Origin of the sequence: Pseudomonas sp. NPDC047961, assembly GCF_050272435.1 — a bacterium.
In the GTDB taxonomy this organism is placed as follows: domain Bacteria; phylum Pseudomonadota; class Gammaproteobacteria; order Pseudomonadales; family Pseudomonadaceae; genus Stutzerimonas.
The window spans coordinates 801365-820498 of the sequence record NZ_JBNNMD010000002.1 but is presented as its reverse complement, the minus strand read 5'-3'; the positions used below and the strand labels follow the sequence as shown (position 1 = coordinate 820498).

Sequence of the window (19134 nt, the reverse complement as noted above, 5' to 3'; positions counted from 1 at the left end):
GAAACACATGGGCCTGAGTTAAGCACGCCAGCCACTTTCGGTCAGGACGAGAAACCCTGCAGGCTGCGAATCAGCTCGAGGTAATCGTCGACAGCTGTGAATTCTTCGGTTTGCTTCTTGCCGCGGCGGCTGTCCGGTTCGCTGATAGCCAGCAGGTGGGCGACGCCGTAAGCCCGCGCGCTGCGCAGGACGGGCAAGCTGTCGTCGATGAACAGGGCGGTTGCCGGATCGAAATCGAGGTCCGTCTTCAGTGCGTGCCAGAACTGGGCCTGCTCTTTGGGAAAGCCATAGTCATGAGAACTGATCAGACGATCGAACCAGGGGGCCAGCTCGATGCGTTCGAGCTTCAGCGATAGCGAATCGCGATGGGCATTGGTGATCAACACCACGCGCTTGCCGGCGTCGCGCAGGGCTGCGAGAAACTCGTCTGCAGCGGGCCGCAGCGCGATCAAGTGAGCAATTTCACGCTTCATTTCGCGGATTGGCAGGTTCAGCTCGCGGGTCCAGAAATCCAGGCAGTACCAGGTGAGCTTGCCCTCGTGTTCGTTGAACAGGGGGGCCAGCTCCAGCTCGGCCATGGCGCGGCTGATGCCGTGCAGCTCGGCGTAGCGCTGCGGCAGGAAGTCGAGCCAGAAATGGTTGTCGAAATGCAAATCCAGCAAGGTGCCGTCCATGTCCAGCAGGACGGTGTCGATATCGGACCAGGGCAGTGAAGCGATCATGGCAGGCTCTTGTTCGGCGGTTGGCACAATGGTGCGACAGCGGTCGGCTCGATGCAAAGCGTTCGCGGCGATCACAAAAAGCCGGGTTATGATTAGCCTTCGCGTTTCAAGGATATCCCCATGCGCCAGAAACCTACCGTACTTGCCCGTGAGATCGTCGCCAGCAGCCGCCTGTTCCGTGTCGAGGAACTGCAGCTGCGGTTTTCCAATGGCGTGGAGCGTACCTATGAACGGCTAGTGGGCAAGGGGACCGGTTATGGCGCGGTGATGATCGTCGCGCTGGAAGCCGACGGCCGGGCGTTATTAGTCGAGGAATACTGCGGCGGTACCGATACCTACGAACTGTCGCTGCCCAAGGGGTTGATCGAGCCGGGCGAAGACGTGCTCGACGCGGCCAACCGGGAATTGAAGGAGGAGGCCGGTTTCGGCGCGCGCAGTCTAGAGCTGCTCACCGAGCTTTCGCTGTCGCCGGGCTACATGAGCCAGAAGATTCAGGTGGTGTTGGCGCGCGATCTCTATCCCGAGCAGCTGCCGGGGGACGAGCCGGAGCCGATGCGCGTCGATCGGGTGGATTTGCGCGAACTGTCCAGCCTGATCCAGAACCCGCAGTTCAGCGAAGGACGCGCCCTCGCAGCGCTGTACCTAGCGCGTGACCTGCTCAGCCAACGGGGCGAGTTCGATCAATGAGCCATCCCTATCTCGCACCCGTCATCGATCTGGTTCGCGCTGCGGGCGAGGCGATCCTTCCGCACTGGCGCAACGATGTGCAGGTGCATGAGAAGGCCGATGCCTCGCCCGTTACCGCCGCTGACATGGCGGCCCATCACCTATTGGCCGATGGTCTCCGCGCGCTGGATGCGGCCATTCCGGTTTTGTCCGAGGAAGACTGCGCGCTGGGCCTCGCCGAGCGTGCCGGTTGGACGCGCTGGTGGTTGGTCGATCCGCTGGACGGCACCAAGGAGTTCATCGCCGGAAGCGAAGAATTCACCGTCAATGTCGCGTTGATCGAGCAGGGGCAGGTGTTGTTCGGTGTGGTCGGGGTTCCGGTCAACGGCCGCTGCTATTACGGAGGGGCTGGGTTCGGTGCCTGGCGTGCCGAAGCCGATGGTGCAGCGCAGCCCCTGCGGGTGCGGCTTCAGGCAGCGGGCGGCTTTACCGTCGTTGCGAGCCGTCGCCACTCGAGCCCGGCGCAGGAACGCTTGCTCGATGGCTTGCGGCAGCGTTTTGGCGAGCTCGCGTTGGCCAGTGTCGGCAGCTCCCTGAAGTTCTGCTTGTTGGCCGAGGGGGCCGCCGATTGTTACCCGCGGTTGGCGCCGACTTCTCAATGGGACACGGCGGCTGCCCAGGGGGTACTGGAAGGCGCTGGTGGCGAGGTGCTGGATATCGCCGGTGCAGCGCTGACCTACGAAGCACGGGAGAACTTCCTCAATCCCTCGTTCCTGGCGTTACCTTGTGACGCGGAATGGCGGGCCGAACTGATCGAACTGGCGAGGCGTTGACCAAAGGGCGCTCCGAAGGCTGGTTATTCGCGCGGACCTCCGGGTAAATCGGCCGCGCTCACGGCCATGCTAGGATTCGGGCGTGAGCAAGCCAAGCGCTTGAATCGGAACGCCGGAGCCGCGCTGTGTCGAGAAACCCAACTGGGATACGCCGATGGATCTGGCGTGCCTTCGTTCAGACAACGCTGATCCCACTGGTACTGGTCGAGGTCGTGCTGATCGCGGCCTACCTGCTGACCAACAGTGCCATCCGCGATGCGCAAATCGAGCACCTGCGCGAAACGGCGCTGTCCGAGGTGCAGACAGCGGTCGCTCGTGAATCTCGGGTGATCAGCCAGCAGCTGCAGGAAGTGGCGAACGCGGCCACCCTGTTTCGTAACCTCACCGTTCGTGCGCTGGAAGACGACAGCCCGGCAGCGCCGGTGCCGCTTGAACTCAACGCCGATGGGGTTCGCTATAGCCCCCGCGACTCCGGCGGCGCCGCCAGCTTCTACTCGGGGCTGACACCACCGGAGCGCCACGATCTGCAGAAGGTTGCCAAGCTTCATCGGCTCGACCCGCTGATGAAGGAACTGCACGCCAGCAACCCGCTGATCGCCAGCCTCTATTTCAACAGTTGGGACAGCTACAACCATATCTATCCCTGGTTCGACACGGCCCGGCAGTACGCGCCGGATGTGAACATTCCCAGCTACAACTTCTATTACCTGGCAAATGCCTGGCACAACCCGGCGCGCAGGGTGGTATGGACCGACGTCTACCTCGATCCGGCCGGACAGGGCTGGATGATGTCGGCCGTGGCGCCGGTTTACCGCGGTGACATGCTGGAAGGTGTCAACGGTATCGATATCACTGTTAGCGGCATCCTGAATCAGATCAGCGGTCTGCGTGTGCCCTGGGATGGCTATGCAATGTTGGTCAGCCGCGACCTGAGCATCATGGCATTGCCGGAATCGGGTGAACGGGAATTCGGGCTCAACGAGCTGACCGAGCACTACTACGACGACGCCGTGCGCCAGGAAACCCTCAAGCCTGAAGATTTCCGGCTTGATCGTCGCGGCCAGACACGCGAGCTGGCAAAGGCGCTCGCTACCCAGAGCGAAGGGGTCATGAGCCTGGAGCTCAAAGGCAAACAGCGGCTTGTGGCCTGGACAACGGTGCCGCAAACCGGCTGGCACCTGCTGGCGGTGGTCGACGAAACTGCCGTTTTTAGCCAGACCAACGCTTTGGCCAGTCGCTTTCAACAGATCGGTTATCTGCTGATTGCCGGGCTGGTGTTGTTTTATCTGCTGTTCTTCGGGTACATGTGGCTGCGCGCGCGCCAGCTCAGCCAGGCACTGCTGAAGCCAATCGCGGGGATCTCGCAGATGATGGGCCAGATCGGTCTCGGTCGGTGGCGGCCAGATCCCGTCTCGTCAGAAATCCGCGAGCTTGACGATCTGGCACAGCACACCCAGGCCATCGGCGCCCAGCTGGAAGACAGCGAGGCCCAGCGTGCGGAGGCTCAGGAGCGTCTCGAGCTGGTTCTGGAAAGCGCGACTGAGAGCCTCTGGGAAAACGACATGCGCCGCGGGGTGATGCAGCTTCGTGGCCGTCTGCCTGCGCGCTTCGGGTTGTCTTCGGCGCAGCTGAGCGAGGCTCAGTTTCTGCAGCGTATCCATCCGCTCGATGTTGCTCAGGTGCGGGCCGAACTGGACCGGATGCATGAAGGCCAGGCGTTGCATTATGAAAGCGAGTTCCGTTTCGCGGATGCATTGGGCGAGTATCACTGGCTGCTCAGTCGCGGCCGCGTGCTCGAGCGGGATCCTCGAACAGGCGAAGCGACGCTGGTGGCCGGTACTCATGTGGATATCGATGCGATCAAGCGGGTCGAGGACGATCTGCGCCAGGCCATCCAGCAGGCGCACGCGGCCAACGAGGCCAAGACTCACCTGATATCCAGCATCAGCCATGAGCTGCGTACGCCGCTGAATGCGATCCTCGGGTTTGCCCAGCTGATGCGTATGGACTGCTCACCGGATGCGCAGCCGGAAGCCGCTGATTACCTCGATGAGATCCTGCTGGCCAGCCGGCACCTGAACCAGCTGCTCGGCGACATTCTCGACTGGTCGAGCCTACAGGCCGAACGGCCCCGGCTGACGCTTAAGCCTGTCGAAGTCACCGCCTTGATGCGTGAGTGCGCCGAGCTGGTGGCGCTTGATGTTCAGCGCCACGGGTTGCGGTTGGATTTCGATCTGCCGCCAGGGCCCGTCGAGGTGCAGGCCGAGCCACGCAGGTTACGTCAGGTGCTGCTCAATCTGCTGTCCAACGCCATCAAGTACAACAAGCCAGGCGGGCAGATTGTGCTGCGGATCGAGACGGTCGCCGGGCAGGTGAGGCTGGTGGTAGAAGATACCGGTCTCGGAATCGACGAAGGCCTGCAGGCGCAGTTGTTCGAGCCGTTTCGCCGGCTTGGCCGTGAGAGTTCGAATATTCAGGGCGCGGGAATCGGCCTTTCGCTATGTCTGGAGTACGCCAAACTGATGGGCGGCAGTATCGGTGTGAAGAGCGCGCCCGGGATCGGCAGCCGCTTCTGGATAGCCCTGCCTCTGCTTGCCACGCACAGCCCACGGCCGCTTCGCCATCGGCCTCGGATTGTTTATGTCGAAGACGATCCGGCCAGCCAGCTGCTGGTGCGCAAGGCGCTGGCCGACCTGGCTGAGGTCAGCGTAATCGGAAATGGGCGGATGGCGTTGGAGCACCTGCTGGCCGATCCGCCGGATTTGCTGTTATTGGACCTTAACCTGCCGGAGCTTGACGGGGAGCAGTTGCTGCGTTTGCTGCGTCAGGCCCCGGCTACCCGGTACCTGCCGGTGATCGTGCTGAGTGCGGTGAGCGAGTTGAAAGCCAGGCTCGAATGCCAGGGGTGGCTGAGCAAGCCACTGGACCTCGACGAGCTGCGCCGGCGGGTCCAGGACTGTCTCCAGGAACTCGATCTCAACCCGGGTTGAGCCACCGATCAGTCGACGCGTTCGCCGCAGAGGTCGAGTGCGAACCAGTGCTCGACCTCGGTCTGCGACAGCCCGGCACCGAGCAAGGCGAACAACTTGCCCAGCGCGGCCTCGCGGGTCATGCCGCCGCCTGACATCAGCCCGCTGGCTTCCAGCTTGCTGCCGGCGGCGTAGATTCCGAACTCGACGTGGCCCTGCGGGCATTGGCTGATGGCGGTCAGGACGATGCCGCGCTGATGGGCGTCCTGTAACGCCTGCAGCAGCTCGGTGTCATCGGCGGGACCGGTGCCACTGCCATAGCACTCGATCAGCACCCCCTGCACGCCACTGGACAGCAGTGCTTGCAGCTGCGCCGCCTGGATGCCTGGATAGAGCGGAAGCACCGCCAGGTTCACCTGCTGACGGGGGTGGCGATAGTCGAGCGCTGCGGGAATGCTGGGTGCGCGTTGGCCCTGACGCAGCCGCGGCAGCACGCCGAACGCATCAAGGCTGGCGGTACCCAGTTTGCTGACCCGGGCGCCGTGCATGAGTTTGCCGGCGAAGTAGAGGTGCACACCCGGCTCGACGCCAGCGTGCAATGCCTGCATCGCACCGAACAGGTTGTCCCAGGCGTCGCTATCGGGCGCACCGGCAGGCAACATCGCCCCGGTCAGCACTACCGGCACCTCGAAGCCCAACAGCAGGAAGCTCAAGGCAGCAGCGCTGTAGGCGAGGGTGTCGGTGCCATGCAGGACCAGTACGGCGTCACAGCCATCTTGCTCGACGCCGGCCCGAATGGCCTCGACCATCGCCAGCCAGTGGGTTTGGTTCATGTTGGCGCTGTCGATGGGCGGTAGCAGTTCGCGGAACTGCCATTCCGGCACGGCCAGTTTGGGGTGCTTGTCCTGCTGGTCGCGCAATCTGCTGGCGAAGCCAGAAGCGGGCATCAGCCCTTCGGCGCTCTGTTGCATGCCGATGGTGCCGCCGGTGTACAGCACCAGGGTGTTTCTGGAAGCCGACATAGGGGTCTCCTATATGAAAACAGGGGCCAGCGGCCCCTGTTCAAGCGACGCGGACCAACTTAACGCTGAGGTGCCTGACTGGCAGCGGTGGCGTTCATGACCGGAGATTGGTCGCCCACTCTGGCTGGCCAGACGCTCGGGTCCAGATCCAGGTCGGCAAAGTTCTTCGGATCGAACACCGGTGACTCGACACCTGCCTTACGCTGGCTATCGTAATCGCGCATCAGGCGCAGGCCTACCTTGAACAGCAGCGCCAGGGCGATCAGGTTGCAGATCGCCAGCAGACCCATGGTGACGTCGGCAAAACCGAATACCGTGCCCAGGTCCTGGATAGAGCCCCACATCACCAGAGCAATGACCATGACCCGGTAGACCAGAACCGGCCAGCGCTTGCCGGTAAAGAAGCCCAGTGCGTTCTCGCCGAGGTAGTAGTTGTAGATCAGGGTGGTGAACACGAACAGCAGCAGTGCCACGCTGATGAAAACCCGGCCCCACTCGCCGACGACGGCGGCGACGGCGGTTTGCGTCAGTACAACGCCGGCCATCTCGCTGCCCGGCTCGAACACGCCGGAGAGGATGATGATCAGCGCGGTGCAGCTGCACAGCACGATGGTGTCGATGAACACGCTCAGCGACTGCACGATGCCCTGCGCCACCGGGTGCTTGACCTCTGCAACTGCCGCGACGTTCGGCGCGCTGCCCAGGCCGGCCTCGTTAGAGAACAGGCCGCGCTTGACGCCCATGATGATCGCCGCACCGATACCGCCGGCGAAGGCCGGCTCGAGGCCGAAGGCGCTGCGGAAGATGGTGCCGAAGGCTTCAGGAATGGCGCTGGCGTTGCTGCCGATGACGAAGACGGCCATGGCGATGTAGGAAAACGCCATGATCGGCACCAGCACGTCGGCGAACTTGGCGATGCGCTTGATGCCACCAAAGATGATCAGGCCGATCACCACCATCAGCACGATGCCGCTGATGTAGGTCGGCACGCCAAAGGTGTCGTTCATCGAGCTGGCGACGGTGTAGGACTGCACGGCATTGAAGCCGAAGCCGAAGGTCACCAGCAGCAGCAGCGATACCACGATGCCCAGCCAGCGCTGGCCGAGGCCGTGTTGGATGTAGAACGCCGGGCCGCCGCGATAGCCGCCGTCGGTCTCGCGGCGCTTGTACAGCTGGGCCAGGGAGCATTCGAAGTAGCTGGTGGCCATGCCGACCAGCGCGACGATCCACATCCAGAAAATCGCACCGGGCCCGCCGAGCATGATGGCGACCGAGACACCCGCGATGTTGCCGGCGCCGACGCGACCGGCGACGCTGAGCATCAGCGCCTGGAATGAACTGAGTTGGCCCGGCTGCCGTTTGAAGGCCTCGCCAAAGATCTGAAACATGCTGCCGAAGTAGCGGAACTGGACGAAGCGCGAGGCGATGGTGAAGTACAGGCCTAGGCCAATCAGCATCACGATGAGCAGCTTGCTCCAGATGAGATCATTGAGAAGATCGAGCATGACGGAAGGGTCTCTCTTGTTGTTTTGACAAATGTTGAAACACAGGGCCGGAATGGTTGGCCAGACTCAATGGTCATGCAATTGCGCGGGTCGCGGCGACCTGGCGCGAGGTGATGCTAGAATCGCGCCGCTCGCATCACAGGGATCGACCATGCAAGACCACCTCGGCGCCAATCTCAAGCTGCTCTGCAGCCATTACCGCTCGATCGCCGAGGTCTGTCGCAAGCTGACGATCAACCGCGCTCAGTTCAATAAATACCTGAATGGCCAGAGCCGCCCCACCCCTCACAACCTCAAGCGCATCTGTGATTTCTTCGGGGTCGAAGGCTACGAGCTGAGCCTGCCCAGCGACCAGTTCACCCAGCTGATCGGCATGCGCAGCCATGACCAGGAACGCATCGCCGCCAGCGACCCGCTGCTCGAGCTGTTCCAGCCGATGCGCGACAACGCCAACAGCCTGTCGCGTTACTGCGGCTACTACTTCGAATACGCCAACTGCATGTCCGTGCCGGGGCAGATCCTGCTGTCGCTGGTGCATTTGCGCGAGGATCGCGGCAGCTACGTGTTCGAGCGACAGGAACGTCAGGAGCAGTCGCGCCCCGACAATCCCAAGCAGGAGGACTGGGTCGTGCGCTGCCGCTACCTGGGTGCGGCGTTCTATCTTCAGGACCGTTTGTTTCTCATCGACTACGAGTCGCTGACGGGAAATGAAATGAGCCAGACCATCCTCATTCCCAGCTTCAAAAGTCGCATCAGTCGTCTTAACGGGTTGAAGACTGGTGTTTCCAGCGGTGACCGCCGCACCCCGGCCTGCACCCGGGTGGTCTGGGAATACCTGGGCCGTGAGATCAACCGGGTCAATGCCTATCGGCAGGTGATGCTCTATGGTCTGGATGACCCGCGCATCGACCCCGAAATCCGCGAGCGACTGGCGGCGGTATCGTTGCGGGACGGGCTGTTCGAGATCGAGTGAGAGTGGGGTGCGCTGCCTGGCGATCGATCAGGGTTGATCCAAGGCCGGCCGGAATCTGGAGCGAAGAGCAGCATGGTGGGATGTTGCACGCTGCGATGGCGCGCCTCGCGCCATCGACCCGGTGCTGGGTTCAGCAGAGTTCAGGATGCTTGACGCAGGTGCCGTAGCCTTCGGTCTTCATCTCGTCCAGGGCGTTCTGCAGGCGGGTAACCACGTCATCCGGCGTCTCCTTGTTCAGCGCCAGGTACAGCGGTGCGGAGTTGAACACCAGCACGGTATTCAGTCCGCCCACCCCTTCTTGCTTGGCGTAGTAGCGCCAGACCGGGTCGGAGGTGGCCCAGAGGTCGATTTTGCCGCTGAGCAGCTTCTGCAGATTTTCCTGGTCACGCAGCGAGTTCACCGGCGTTAGGCCCTGCGCTTCGACGCGTTGGCTCACCGCGCTGCTCTTGTAGGCACCGATGGTGTAGTCCTTCGCTTGTTCGAGGCTGGTCAGCTTGAGGGTCGAGCCGGGTGCCGAAAGCAGGACGCTTTCGTACTGGGCGATAGGACCAACCCATTTGAACAGTGGGCGCCGGGCATCGGTCATCGACGTTGAGAACAGGCCGTGATTCGGCGAATCCAGGGTCGCCTGGTAGATGCGATCCCACGGGAAGCGCAGCGTCATCGAGTAGGCGATGCCGGCGCGCTTGAACATTTCCTGAACGGTTACCGCGCTGATGCCCTGGATGTGCTCTTCCTTGGCGAAGTTCTTGCCACCGTCTGCCATGTTGAAAGGCGGGAAGTTCTCGGTCTGCAGTACCACTTCGTAGCCTTGCGGGAGCTCCGCATGAGCGAGCGGCGCGCCGATGATCGAGCTGAACAGCAGGGTGATGGCGAGTAGTTTGCGCATGGGGCCTCCGGGAAATCGGCGGAGTCTACGCAAGGGCGGAAAACGGTGGCTTGTGCCGCATCACGCTTTGGCGGGTAGGCCTGCGCCGCCTCGTCCGAAGGCGGCGCAGGCAGTGCTGGCGGTGTCACGCCTTAAGCGGCACCAGCCGTGGCGCGATCATGTTTTCCGGACGCAGGATGTCGTCGAGGGTGGCGTCGTCGAGCAGTTGCTCCTCGCGCACCAGTTCCAACACGCCGCGGCCGCTGAGCAGTGCCTGGCCGGCGATGCGGGTGGCGTTCTCGTAGCCGATGTAGGGGTTCAGCGCGGTGATCAGTCCGATGGAGCTTTCCATCAGCTGACGGCAGCGATCCTCGTTGGCTGTGATGCCAATGATGCAATGCTCGCGCAGCATATCCATGGCGCGCTGTAGCAGGCGGATCGAGTCGAACAGTTTGAAGGCAATCAGCGGCTCCATGACGTTGAGCTGCAGCTGCCCGGCCTCGGCGGCCATGGTCAGCGCCAGGTCGTTGCCGATCACTTCGAATGCGACCTGGTTGACCGCCTCGGGAATTACCGGATTGACCTTGCCCGGCATGATCGAGCTGCCTGGCTGACGCGCAGGCAGGTTGATCTCGTTGATGCCGGTGCGCGGCCCGCTGGAAAGCAGGCGCAGGTCGTTGCAGATCTTCGACAGCTTCACCGCCAGGCGCTTGAGCATGCTGGAGAAGGTGACGAAGGCCCCCATGTCGGAGGTGGCTTCGATCAGATCAGCGGCGGGCTTCAGCGGATGGCCGCTGATGGTCGCCAGGCGCTGCACGGCCAGGTTCTGGTAGTTCGGATCGGCATTGATGCCGGTGCCGATGGCGGTGCCACCGAGGTTGACCTCGACCAGCAACTGCGGGGCGATCAGGCGCAGGTGTTCGAGATCCTCGCCAAGGGTGGTGGCGAAGGCTCGGAATTCCTGGCCGAGGGTCATGGGCACCGCGTCCTGCAGCTGAGTGCGGCCCATCTTGAGGATATGCGCGAATTCGGCAGATTTGCCGGAGAAGGCCTGGACAAGGCTGTCGAGGCTGGCCAGCAGGGTGTCGTGACCGAGGAGTAGGCCAAGGCGGATAGCGGTGGGGTAGGCGTCGTTGGTGGACTGCGCCATGTTGACGTCGTTGTTCGGGTGCAGGTACCGGTACTCGCCCTTGGGATGGCCCATGTATTCGAGCGCCAGGTTGGCGATCACCTCGTTGGCATTCATGTTGGTCGAGGTGCCGGCGCCGCCCTGAATCATGTCGACGACGAACTGGTCATGATGCTCGCCGCGGATAAGGTGCGCGCAGGCCTGGCTGATTGCGGTGTGCTTGGCATCGCTGAGATGACCTAGCTCGCGGTTGGCGTCCGCCGCCGCCTGTTTGACCATGGCCAGTGCCACCACCAGTTTCGGAAAGTGCGAAAGCGGCACGCCAGAGAGGTGAAAGTTGCGCACGGCGCGCAGGGTCTGAATGCCGTAATAGGCATCAACGGGTACTTCAAGGGGGCCAAGCAGATCTTTTTCGAGGCGGAACGATGCAGCGGAGGACATGAGGGTTCTCATCCGAGAGAAAAGCGGTGATTGCCGCGAAGGCCGCTACCATAGGGGTTTAGCGGCTTTATCGGCCAATGCCGTTAAACACTGGGTCATGCCAAATCGGCATAGGCGTGGTGTGACGCGGTTGCGTTGCCGAGCGTTATTTCGCTGTGTGAGGGACCATCCCCAGGCCCGTCAGGAGTCGGCATGAACATCGAAACAAAGTGGCTGGAAGATCTGGTCGCCCTGGCGGCGACGCGCAGTTTTTCTCAAGCGGCAGAGCGGCGCTTCGTCACCCAGCCCGCGTTCAGTCGACGTATCCGTAGCCTAGAGAACTGCCTCGGTCTGACCTTGGTGAACCGCGCCAAGACGCCGATCGAGTTGACCGAGGCGGGGCAGCTGTTTCTCGTCACCGCACGCAACATGATCGATCAGATGGGCGAGGTCGTTCAGTACTTGCACAACCTTGAAGGTCAGCGCGGCGAGGTGCTGCAGATCGCCGCCGCGCATTCGCTGGCGCTAGGCTTCTTTCCAGAATGGCTCGCGCGCCTGCGTCAGGATGGGGTGCCGGTGAACAGCCGTCTGGTCGCAACCAATGTCGGCGAGGCGGTGCATTCGCTACGCGAGGGCACCTGCGATCTGATCCTCGCCTACTACGATCCGGATGCCGCGTTGCAGATGGACCCCGAACTGTTCCCCTCCCTGTCGCTCGGGCGCACCGAAATCGTTCCGGTGTGTGGCGTCGATGCCGCTGGCGAGCCGTTGTTCGACCCGGACAGCGGCCAGAGCGTACCGCTGCTGGCCTACAGCGCCGGTGCCTCGCTGGGACGTTCGGTCAACCTACTGCTGCGCCAGCGCGGTCTGCGCTCCTCGACGGTGTACGAAACCGCCATGGCCGATAGCCTGAAAAGCATGGCGATGCAGCGGCTCGGCCTGGCCTGGGTGCCGCGGTTGAGCGTGACGGCCGAGCTGGAGCGCGGGGAGCTGGTGGTCTGTGGTGGCGAGCACTGGCGCGTGCCGCTGGAAATTCGCCTGTACCGCTGCGCACTGGTGCGCAAGGCGCCGGTCCGCCTCCTTTGGCGCAAGCTGGAAGCGGGAGCGGGGCAGGGTGTAGAGGGGTTATTGGTGGAGTGAGCCGCCGTCCGCTGGCAGCGTTATGTTTACGGCGGCGATTTCCCAATCGTAGGTCGCTCAGTTGCGTTTATCGCCAGCAAGCTGGGCTCCTACAGGCTGGCGCTAGGGCCGTGCGGGCCTAGCGCGTTGCTACATGCTCATCACGATCCGGCCTTCGATGGTGCCGGCGCGCATCTGGTCGAAGATCTGGTTGATGTCGTCCAGCTTGCCGCTGTGGATGGTCGCCTTGACCAGGCCTTCGGCGGCGAAATCCAGTGCTTCCTGCAGATCCGCGCGGGTGCCGACGATGGAGCCGGTAATACTGATCGCCTTGAGCACCACGTCGAAAATCGGCGTTGGGAAGTCGCCCGGCGGCAGGCCGACCAGGGCAACGGTGCCGTGCCGCCGGGCCATGCCGATGGCCTGACCAAACGCGCTGTTGGACACCGCCGTGACCAGTACGCCATGGGCACCGCCAATATCGCGCTGGATGACTTCAACCGGATCTTCCGTACGGGCGTTGATGGTCAGGCTGGCGCCGAGTTTCTTCGCCAGTTCCAGCTTGGCGTCGTCGACATCGACCGCCGCGACGTGCAGGCCCATGGCCTTGGCGTACTGCACCGCAACATGGCCCAGCCCGCCGACACCGGAAATCACCACCCACTGGCCTGGACGGGCGTTGGTCACTTTCAGGCCCTTATAGACCGTCACGCCGGCGCAAAGGATCGGAGCGATCTCATCGAACGCCACTTCCTTGGGCAGGATGCCGACATAGTTGGGGTCGGCCAGGACGTACTCGGCATAACCGCCGTTGACCGAATAGCCGGTGTTCTGCTGCTCGGCGCAGAGGGTTTCCCAGCCCGTGAGGCAGTGTTCGCAGCAGCCGCAGGCGCTATACAGCCAGGGCACGCCAACGCGGTCGCCTTCCTTGACGCGGCTGACCCCACTGCCGACTGCTGCGACATAGCCGACGCCTTCGTGACCTGGAATGAACGGCAGGGGCGGGCGTACAGGCCAGTCGCCCTCGACCGCGTGCAGGTCGGTGTGGCAGACGCCGCACGCCTCAATCTTCACCAAAATCTGTCCTGGGCCGGGTAGGGGCACCTTTACTTCTTCGATGCGCAGCGGTTCACCGTAGGCATGGGCCACGGCGGCTTTCATGGTCTGGGTCATGGCTGTCTCCTTGCGATCGGAAGGCCGAGTCTGCACCCGGTCAGACGTCGTGGCCATTGACCTCGGGCAATCCGGGAACATTTGCCAGCCGTTTCAGATGACCGGTCGCAGGTGCTGGGGGCGGGGGCCTGCGTTATACTGCGCGGCCTTTGGTCGGACCGGTTCCGACCCTGTTCCTGCACGGCCGCGCTGTTTTCAGCGCGGCCGTTGTTCCTGATGCGCCTAGGCGCCGAAGAGAGGCACGACGATGACCGCACTGGTAGGCGTGATCATGGGCTCCAAGTCCGATTGGTCCACCTTGAGCCACACCGCAGACATGCTGGAGAAGCTCGGCATTCCGCACGAAGTCACCGTGGTGTCCGCACACCGCACGCCCGACCTGCTGTTCCAGTACGCCGAACAGGCCGAAGCGCGCGGTTTGCGGGTAATCATCGCTGGCGCCGGCGGTGCTGCCCATCTGCCGGGCATGTGCGCGGCCAAGACGCATCTTCCGGTGCTCGGCGTACCGGTGCAGTCCTCGATGCTTTCCGGTGTCGATTCGCTGCTGTCGATCGTGCAGATGCCGGCCGGCGTACCGGTCGCCACCCTGGCTATTGGCAAGGCAGGCGCGATCAATGCCGCGCTGCTGTCGGCCAGCATTCTCGGCCACGAATTCCCTGAATATCATGCCGCGCTGAAGAAATTCCGCGACGAGCAGACCCAGACCGTGCTCGATAACCCGGACCCGAGGGACGCGTAAATGAAGATTGGCGTGATCGGTGGCGGCCAGCTGGGCCGCATGCTCGCCCTGGCGGGAACCCCGCTGGGCATGAACTTCGCGTTTCTCGACCCGGCCCCGGACGCCTGTGCCGCGGCACTCGGCGAGCATCTGCGTGCGGATTACAGCGATCAGGATCATCTGCGTCAGCTGGCCGATGAGGTCGACCTGGTGACCTTCGAGTTCGAGAGCGTGCCGGCTGAAACCGTCGCCTTCCTGTCGCAGTTCGTGCCGGTTTATCCAAGCGCCGAGGCGCTGCGTATCGCCCGCGATCGCTGGTTCGAGAAGTCGATGTTCAAGGCGCTGGCAATCCCGACGCCCGAATTTGCCGACATCCAGTCCCAGGCCGATCTAGATGCAGCGGCCGCCAGCATCGGCCTGCCGGCGGTGCTCAAGACCCGCACCCTGGGGTATGACGGTAAAGGCCAGAAGGTCATTCGCAAGCCATCCGACGTCACCGCCGCCTTTGCCGAGTTGGGCAGCGTGCCGTGCATCCTCGAAGGCTTCGTGCCTTTCACCGGAGAAGTGTCGCTGATCGCGGTACGCGGGCGTGACGGCGAGACCTGCTTTTATCCGCTGGTCCACAACACCCATGAAAACGGCATCCTGCGGTTGTCGGTGGCGAGCAGCAACCATCCGCTGCAAGCGCTGGCCGAGGATTACGCCGGGCGCGTGCTGAAAGAGCTGGAGTACGTCGGCGTGCTGGCCTTCGAGTTCTTCGAAGTCGACGGCGGGCTCAAGGCCAATGAGATTGCGCCGCGCGTGCACAACTCCGGTCACTGGACCATCGAAGGCGCCGAGTGCAGCCAGTTTGAAAATCATCTGCGAGCGGTAAGCGGTTTGCCGCTCGGCTCGACAGCCAAGGTTGGCGAGAGCGCCATGCTCAACTTCATCGGTGAAGTGCCCGCCGTGGCCAAGGTGATCGCCGTCGAGGACTGCCACCTGCATCATTACGGCAAGGCGTTCAAGGTCGGCCGCAAGGTCGGCCATGCCACGCTGCGCTGCCCGGACCGCTCCACGCTGGATCGGCAGATCACAGCCGTTGAGTCGCTGATTGCCCGCGATTGACCGTCCGGCCGTCTGGCTTGCTGCTTTTGGCGGCGAACTGGCTGGATCGCCTCAGGTCCGAGAATACGCAACGCTTATTTTCGGACTTGAGGAGATTGCCCATGGGCATCATCGGAACCATTATCATCGGCCTGATCGTAGGCCTCATCGCTCGCTTCCTGAAGCCCGGCAACGACAGCATGGGTTGGATCATGACCATCCTGCTGGGTATCGGCGGTTCGCTGCTGGCCACTTACGGCGGACAAGCGCTCGGTCTGTATAAAGCCGGAGAAGGTGCAGGCTTTATCGGTGCGGTCGTCGGTGCGATCATCCTGCTGGTCATCTACGGCATGGTCACCAGCCGTAAACACTGATTCGCCCCGGGGTCGTGCCCTGCGGCCCCGTTCTCTCATCTCTCGGTTGTCATGCGCGCCTTAATTCTGTCCCTCCTGTTTTGCTGTGCTTCCATTGCCCATGCCGCCCCGGCGGAGCTCGACTGGCTTGAGCTGATGCCTGCTGAGGATCGTCAGGCGCTGGAAGAGATGCCGGAAATCGAGCATGACTCGCCGGAAAACGACGGTTTCAGCGATCAGGGTGGTCTCAAACAAGGGGCTGGTCTGCCCGCGGTGATGTATTCGGCCAAAACCGTGCCGTCACTCAACGGCAAGCAGGTCCGTCTGGGTGGCTACCCGGTCCCGCTGGAAACCGACAGCCAGGGCCGCAGCACTGAGTTCTTTCTGGTGCCTTACCCGGGTGCCTGTATTCATGTTCCACCACCACCTCCCAATCAGATCGTGATGGTCCGCTACCCGGCCGGGATCATGCTGGACGATATCTACGCGCCGCTCTGGGTCGACGGCGTGCTGCGGATCGAGCCGGTGAGCAATGATCTGGCCGATGCGGCCTACGCAATCTCGGCAGCCGAGGTGAAGCTGGTGGACGAAAGCGACCTCTAGCCGATGCCCAAGCCGCTGCCCGTTGATCCGTCACTGCGCCAGGCCTTTCGCGAACTGGCAGTTGAAACCGAGGGTATCGACGAGGCGGTCTACGAGGCGTTCGATAAAGACCCACTGGAGCCGATCATCGGTCTTGGACCGGCCGACGCGCCCCTTGCGTTCTTTGGCCGTGATCCAGGGCGCGAGGAAGTGCGCCACGGTGAACCCTTCATTGGCGGCGGTGGCCAGCTGGTCCGCCGTGCTCTCTATCGGCATGTGCATGGCGGCGAAATGCCGGATTTCGAGGCCAGCCGCGCCATCGGTAACGGGTTTTTCTGGATCAACACCGTGCCTTACAAGCCGCTGGGTAATCGCGCCTGGTCGATGGCGGTCAAGCGTCGCTTTCATCCACTGATGCGCCAGTTGTTGCTCGACCACTGGCAGGGCCGCGACATCATCACGCTCGGCCGTGAGGCGTTTCTCTGGTTTGGCCTGGAGCAGCCCCGCGACGTGCGTCAGCAACTCGAGGCGTTCTGGCGGCGAGACGATCGTTTCACAGCGCATTTCGAGCTTGAGCTGGCGGCGGAAGAGGGCGGTCAGAGAACGTTTCACCTGCATCCACTGCCGCATCCCTCGCCACGCAACCTGACCTGGTTCAAGCGTTTTCCAGAGTTGCTGGAGGCGCGTCTGCAGCAGTTACTCGGCTGACCCCTTAGTTCTCGGCGCTGTGACGGCGCACGAAGCGGCGATCGAGATGATCCTTCAGGTCACCGAGCATCCGCCCTTCGACCGCCACCCCACCCCAGCTCAGCAGCGCGCCATGTTGGCCATCGGCCAGCAATGCGAGGCTGTGCGCCTGCGGATGATAGTGGCGCAGCGGTTGGCCGATCGACACACGAGCGAGGTTGGTGGCCAGCACGCGCGCCTGGCGCACCGCATGTACGCCGTTATGAACGGCGCCGGGTAGGCTGGCGCAATCGCCGCTGGCGAACACATGGGGGTGTGAGCGACTCTGCAGGGATGGGCAGATCTCGATGAAGCCACGTCCGTCCACGCGCAGGCCCGACTCGCGCAGCCAACCCAGCGGGCTGGGACCTGTGGCGACGATCAGGCGTCGCCCGCGCCAACGCACCTGGCCGTCGCCGATCAGGGTACTGCCATGTACGGTCTGGATCGGGGTGTGCTCATGAACGTACACCTTGGCATCTTGCAGGTGCCGCAGTGCCAGCCTTCTGAGGCGAGGCGGATGACCGGCAAGCACCTCGTCTGCGCAGAACAGATCAGTCGCTGGTACACGCCCGGCCACGGCCAAAGCCAACTCGATGCCCGCCGCACCGCCGCCAACTATACCCACCGCTTCGGGAATTTCCTGCCACTGTTGCCAGCGGCGGATGAAGTCGGCGAATGGCTTGACCGAGAGCAACTCCATGCCGTCATCGGTCTGTTCCGGCAGCCAGGGCAGGGAGCCCAGGTTCAACGACAGCCAGGTGCTGCGCAGCGTCTCGCCGGTCGCCAGAAGCAATTCAGGCGTTTCGGGAAGCAGTGCGACCAAGGTGCCCTGGATGAATTCCACTTCGGCTGCGGCACACAGCTTGGGCAGCCCAACGCGGCAGTCGCGCGTCTGGTAATGCTCGGCAACCAGCCCGGGCATCATGCCTGAATACCAGGCGTGGGGTTCGGCCGAGACCAGTCCGATCCGGCCCGCTGGCCGGTCGCGACTGGCCCACTGGCGCAGCACCCCGAGATGGCTGTGTCCGCCGCCGGCCAGTAGGAAATCGAAGTCGGCGTTCATAGCGCATCAGAGCAGGGCTGATGCAGACGCGGCGCGGGCTGGCGGGGGACCGTCTTTAGCGGCGTGGCTTCCATGGCAGAAGTCCTCCAGAGCATTGCAACTGGCCGGCAGGCTTGCATCAGCGCCCCCGGTCGTCGACCGGGTGGGGATGGTGCTCGCTTGAGTATAGATTCAATACGTCTCGTTGCCCGGATCCTTGGCCAGCCGTTCGCTGCCGGTCGGGTCAGATGCTTTCGGCGCTGATCGAGACGCTCAGCGTGTGGCTGGCGCTGGGCTCGAGCCGGATCACATCATCCATGACGTTGGCCGTCTCGATGCACAGCATGCGTTGCCAGGCATCGTCGGCAAACTGCGACAACCGCTGTGCCTTGGCGATCCAGGGGTTCCACAGGATGGCCGAGCGTGAACCTTGCGTCTCGAGAAGGATTTGTCGCTTGAGGCCCGGGTCGCGCAGGCTCAGCCTGGAAGGCAGATCCAAATAGATGCGATCGGTCTCGCCGCCGAATACCAGGTCGCCCTGTTGCTGTCGCTGCTGCCAGTCGTCCAGGGTTTCGATATAGGGACGCCCGTCCAGCCCCTCGACCACCACCTGATGGATGTCGCTGATGGCGAAGTAGCTGTGTAAGGCCTGAGACAACGCGATTGTCGTGTCGCCGCGGTTGTGGCTGGTCAGCGACAGGTGCAGGCCCTTGCTGTCCAGGCAGATCTTCAGGCTCAGCTCGATGGCATGCGGCCAGCCGGGCAGCGCGCGGTTGCAGGCAAATACCAGGGTGACACTCTCGTCATTGCTATCGCTGCGTGCCATCACCCAGTCGATGTTGCGCACCAGCCCGTGGGCCGGCGCTGGCTGGCTCCCCTGGTAGGTGTCTTGAACCGACTGCGGGTTGCGCGCCAGATCGCCAAACCAGGGCCAGCAGACCGGCACGCCGCCCCGCACCGCCTGTCCAGCTTGAAACGCGGCTTCTTCGCTGAGCCAGATGATCGGTGCCGCCTCGCCCTGTCGATAGCTAAGTACCTGGGCGCCTTGCTCGGCGACGATCACTTCGGCGTCTCCGTGACGAAGGCGCCAGCAGCTGAGTTGGTCCTTTTCGATGCGCTGAATGTCGACGGGCATGGCTGTCTCGTTGGCTATGGGATGGTGTGTTGAGACCCTGCCGTGGCTCAGGGATTCCGCGAACGGCCGAGCGTGGCGAGCGAGGGGGCC

General features: G+C 63.1%; 18 protein-coding genes. 10 read left to right on the top strand and 8 right to left on the bottom strand.

Annotated features, from left to right (window positions below; genetic code table 11):
* Positions 1 to 41: 41 nt before the first annotated feature.
* Positions 42 to 722 carry a GMP/IMP nucleotidase gene (gene yrfG / locus ACQKIK_RS10000; protein ID WP_045423386.1) on the bottom strand — a complete coding sequence of 227 codons (681 nt, stop codon included), beginning with the start codon at positions 720 to 722 and terminating at the stop codon, positions 42 to 44.
* Between the two features lie 120 nt (positions 723 to 842).
* Here yrfG and nudE point away from each other — a divergent pair, with 120 nt between their 5' ends.
* The 3 genes from nudE (at position 843) to ACQKIK_RS09985 (ending at position 5211) form a co-directional block, all read left to right on the top strand.
* Positions 843 to 1409, top strand: a complete 567-nt coding sequence (gene nudE / locus ACQKIK_RS09995; RefSeq protein ID WP_045431494.1) for an ADP compounds hydrolase NudE — start codon at positions 843 to 845, stop codon at positions 1407 to 1409.
* Positions 1406 to 2221, top strand: coding sequence for a 3'(2'),5'-bisphosphate nucleotidase CysQ (gene cysQ, locus ACQKIK_RS09990; RefSeq protein ID WP_499135782.1), 816 nt, complete (start codon positions 1406 to 1408; stop codon positions 2219 to 2221). Before nudE ends, cysQ begins: the two co-directional genes overlap by 4 nt.
* 125 nt (positions 2222 to 2346) lie before the next feature.
* On the top strand, positions 2347 to 5211 hold the full coding sequence (locus tag ACQKIK_RS09985; protein ID WP_499135781.1) for an ATP-binding protein: 2865 nt from the start codon (positions 2347 to 2349) through the stop codon (positions 5209 to 5211).
* Between the two features lie 8 nt (positions 5212 to 5219).
* On the opposite strand, the gene ACQKIK_RS09980 is transcribed toward ACQKIK_RS09985, so the two are convergent.
* Together ACQKIK_RS09980 and ACQKIK_RS09975 are read right to left on the bottom strand one after the other, a co-directional pair.
* Positions 5220 to 6212, bottom strand: coding sequence for an asparaginase (locus ACQKIK_RS09980; RefSeq protein WP_499135779.1), 993 nt, complete (start codon positions 6210 to 6212; stop codon positions 5220 to 5222).
* Positions 6213 to 6271: 59 nt separating this feature from the next.
* Positions 6272 to 7717, bottom strand: coding sequence for an alanine/glycine:cation symporter family protein (locus ACQKIK_RS09975; RefSeq protein WP_064480918.1), 1446 nt, complete (start codon positions 7715 to 7717; stop codon positions 6272 to 6274).
* Between the two features lie 151 nt (positions 7718 to 7868).
* Between ACQKIK_RS09975 and ACQKIK_RS09970 the strand changes: the two genes are divergently transcribed.
* On the top strand, positions 7869 to 8690 hold the full coding sequence (locus ACQKIK_RS09970) for a helix-turn-helix domain-containing protein (RefSeq protein ID WP_499135778.1): 822 nt from the start codon (positions 7869 to 7871) through the stop codon (positions 8688 to 8690).
* Positions 8691 to 8820: 130 nt separating this feature from the next.
* Here the strand turns inward: ACQKIK_RS09970 and ACQKIK_RS09965 are convergent, their stop codons facing one another.
* Positions 8821 to 9579 carry a substrate-binding periplasmic protein gene (locus tag ACQKIK_RS09965; RefSeq protein WP_499135777.1) on the bottom strand — a complete coding sequence of 253 codons (759 nt, stop codon included), beginning with the start codon at positions 9577 to 9579 and terminating at the stop codon, positions 8821 to 8823.
* A 124-nt stretch (positions 9580 to 9703) separates the two neighbouring features.
* Positions 9704 to 11128 (bottom strand): aspartate ammonia-lyase, encoded by a 1425-nt coding sequence (locus tag ACQKIK_RS09960; protein WP_499135776.1) that lies wholly within the window; start codon positions 11126 to 11128, stop codon positions 9704 to 9706.
* Positions 11129 to 11320: 192 nt separating this feature from the next.
* On the opposite strand from ACQKIK_RS09960, the gene ACQKIK_RS09955 reads away from it, so the two are divergent.
* A complete protein-coding gene (locus ACQKIK_RS09955) occupies positions 11321 to 12247 on the top strand; it encodes a LysR substrate-binding domain-containing protein (RefSeq protein WP_499135775.1) in 927 nt (308 codons plus the stop codon).
* Between the two features lie 129 nt (positions 12248 to 12376).
* Here ACQKIK_RS09955 and adhP read toward each other — a convergent pair whose 3' ends face one another.
* Positions 12377 to 13399: an alcohol dehydrogenase AdhP gene (adhP, locus tag ACQKIK_RS09950; RefSeq protein WP_463309048.1), complete on the bottom strand. Its 1023-nt coding sequence runs from the start codon at positions 13397 to 13399 to the stop codon at positions 12377 to 12379.
* Between the two features lie 247 nt (positions 13400 to 13646).
* On the opposite strand from adhP, the gene purE reads away from it, so the two are divergent.
* From purE to ACQKIK_RS09925, 5 genes are all read left to right on the top strand, one after another.
* Positions 13647 to 14138 (top strand): 5-(carboxyamino)imidazole ribonucleotide mutase, encoded by a 492-nt coding sequence (purE, locus tag ACQKIK_RS09945; protein ID WP_045423408.1) that lies wholly within the window; start codon positions 13647 to 13649, stop codon positions 14136 to 14138.
* The gene (locus tag ACQKIK_RS09940) at positions 14139 to 15224 is read left to right on the top strand and encodes a 5-(carboxyamino)imidazole ribonucleotide synthase (RefSeq protein WP_499135773.1); all 1086 of its coding nucleotides are present in this window, start codon (positions 14139 to 14141) and stop codon (positions 15222 to 15224) included. It begins immediately after the preceding gene.
* Positions 15225 to 15325: 101 nt separating this feature from the next.
* Positions 15326 to 15577, top strand: a complete 252-nt coding sequence (locus tag ACQKIK_RS09935) for a GlsB/YeaQ/YmgE family stress response membrane protein (protein ID WP_045423412.1) — start codon at positions 15326 to 15328, stop codon at positions 15575 to 15577.
* Positions 15578 to 15628: 51 nt separating this feature from the next.
* The gene (locus ACQKIK_RS09930; protein WP_499135772.1) at positions 15629 to 16159 is read left to right on the top strand and encodes a DUF3299 domain-containing protein; all 531 of its coding nucleotides are present in this window, start codon (positions 15629 to 15631) and stop codon (positions 16157 to 16159) included.
* Between the two features lie 3 nt (positions 16160 to 16162).
* Positions 16163 to 16846 carry a uracil-DNA glycosylase family protein gene (locus tag ACQKIK_RS09925; RefSeq protein ID WP_499135771.1) on the top strand — a complete coding sequence of 228 codons (684 nt, stop codon included), beginning with the start codon at positions 16163 to 16165 and terminating at the stop codon, positions 16844 to 16846.
* Positions 16847 to 16850: 4 nt separating this feature from the next.
* Here the strand turns inward: ACQKIK_RS09925 and ACQKIK_RS09920 are convergent, their stop codons facing one another.
* A complete protein-coding gene (locus ACQKIK_RS09920; protein WP_045423416.1) occupies positions 16851 to 17930 on the bottom strand; it encodes an FAD-dependent oxidoreductase in 1080 nt (359 codons plus the stop codon).
* Positions 17931 to 18153: 223 nt separating this feature from the next.
* Entirely contained in the window at positions 18154 to 19044 is an 891-nt protein-coding gene (locus tag ACQKIK_RS09915; RefSeq protein WP_499135770.1) for a D-hexose-6-phosphate mutarotase, read from the bottom strand.
* Between the last annotated feature and the right edge of the window lie 90 nt (positions 19045 to 19134).

What these genes read in the sequence shown, in the direction of transcription:
- ACQKIK_RS09965 (WP_499135777.1), bottom strand. Translation starts at nt 9,579, where the DNA reads ATGCGCAAACTACTCGCCATCACCCTGCTGTTCAGCTCGATCATCGGC.
- ACQKIK_RS09940 (WP_499135773.1), top strand. Translation starts at nt 14,139, where the DNA reads ATGAAGATTGGCGTGATCGGTGGCGGCCAGCTGGGCCGCATGCTCGCC.
- ACQKIK_RS09970 (WP_499135778.1), top strand. Translation starts at nt 7,869, where the DNA reads ATGCAAGACCACCTCGGCGCCAATCTCAAGCTGCTCTGCAGCCATTAC.
- ACQKIK_RS09975 (WP_064480918.1), bottom strand. Translation starts at nt 7,717, where the DNA reads ATGCTCGATCTTCTCAATGATCTCATCTGGAGCAAGCTGCTCATCGTG.
- ACQKIK_RS09935 (WP_045423412.1), top strand. Translation starts at nt 15,326, where the DNA reads ATGGGCATCATCGGAACCATTATCATCGGCCTGATCGTAGGCCTCATC.
- ACQKIK_RS09915 (WP_499135770.1), bottom strand. Translation starts at nt 19,044, where the DNA reads ATGCCCGTCGACATTCAGCGCATCGAAAAGGACCAACTCAGCTGCTGG.
- ACQKIK_RS09980 (WP_499135779.1), bottom strand. Translation starts at nt 6,212, where the DNA reads ATGTCGGCTTCCAGAAACACCCTGGTGCTGTACACCGGCGGCACCATC.
- ACQKIK_RS09930 (WP_499135772.1), top strand. Translation starts at nt 15,629, where the DNA reads ATGCGCGCCTTAATTCTGTCCCTCCTGTTTTGCTGTGCTTCCATTGCC.
- nudE (WP_045431494.1), top strand. Translation starts at nt 843, where the DNA reads ATGCGCCAGAAACCTACCGTACTTGCCCGTGAGATCGTCGCCAGCAGC.
- yrfG (WP_045423386.1), bottom strand. Translation starts at nt 722, where the DNA reads ATGATCGCTTCACTGCCCTGGTCCGATATCGACACCGTCCTGCTGGAC.
- adhP (WP_463309048.1), bottom strand. Translation starts at nt 13,399, where the DNA reads ATGACCCAGACCATGAAAGCCGCCGTGGCCCATGCCTACGGTGAACCG.
- cysQ (WP_499135782.1), top strand. Translation starts at nt 1,406, where the DNA reads ATGAGCCATCCCTATCTCGCACCCGTCATCGATCTGGTTCGCGCTGCG.
- ACQKIK_RS09960 (WP_499135776.1), bottom strand. Translation starts at nt 11,128, where the DNA reads ATGTCCTCCGCTGCATCGTTCCGCCTCGAAAAAGATCTGCTTGGCCCC.
- purE (WP_045423408.1), top strand. Translation starts at nt 13,647, where the DNA reads ATGACCGCACTGGTAGGCGTGATCATGGGCTCCAAGTCCGATTGGTCC.
- ACQKIK_RS09925 (WP_499135771.1), top strand. Translation starts at nt 16,163, where the DNA reads ATGCCCAAGCCGCTGCCCGTTGATCCGTCACTGCGCCAGGCCTTTCGC.
- ACQKIK_RS09920 (WP_045423416.1), bottom strand. Translation starts at nt 17,930, where the DNA reads ATGAACGCCGACTTCGATTTCCTACTGGCCGGCGGCGGACACAGCCAT.
- ACQKIK_RS09955 (WP_499135775.1), top strand. Translation starts at nt 11,321, where the DNA reads ATGAACATCGAAACAAAGTGGCTGGAAGATCTGGTCGCCCTGGCGGCG.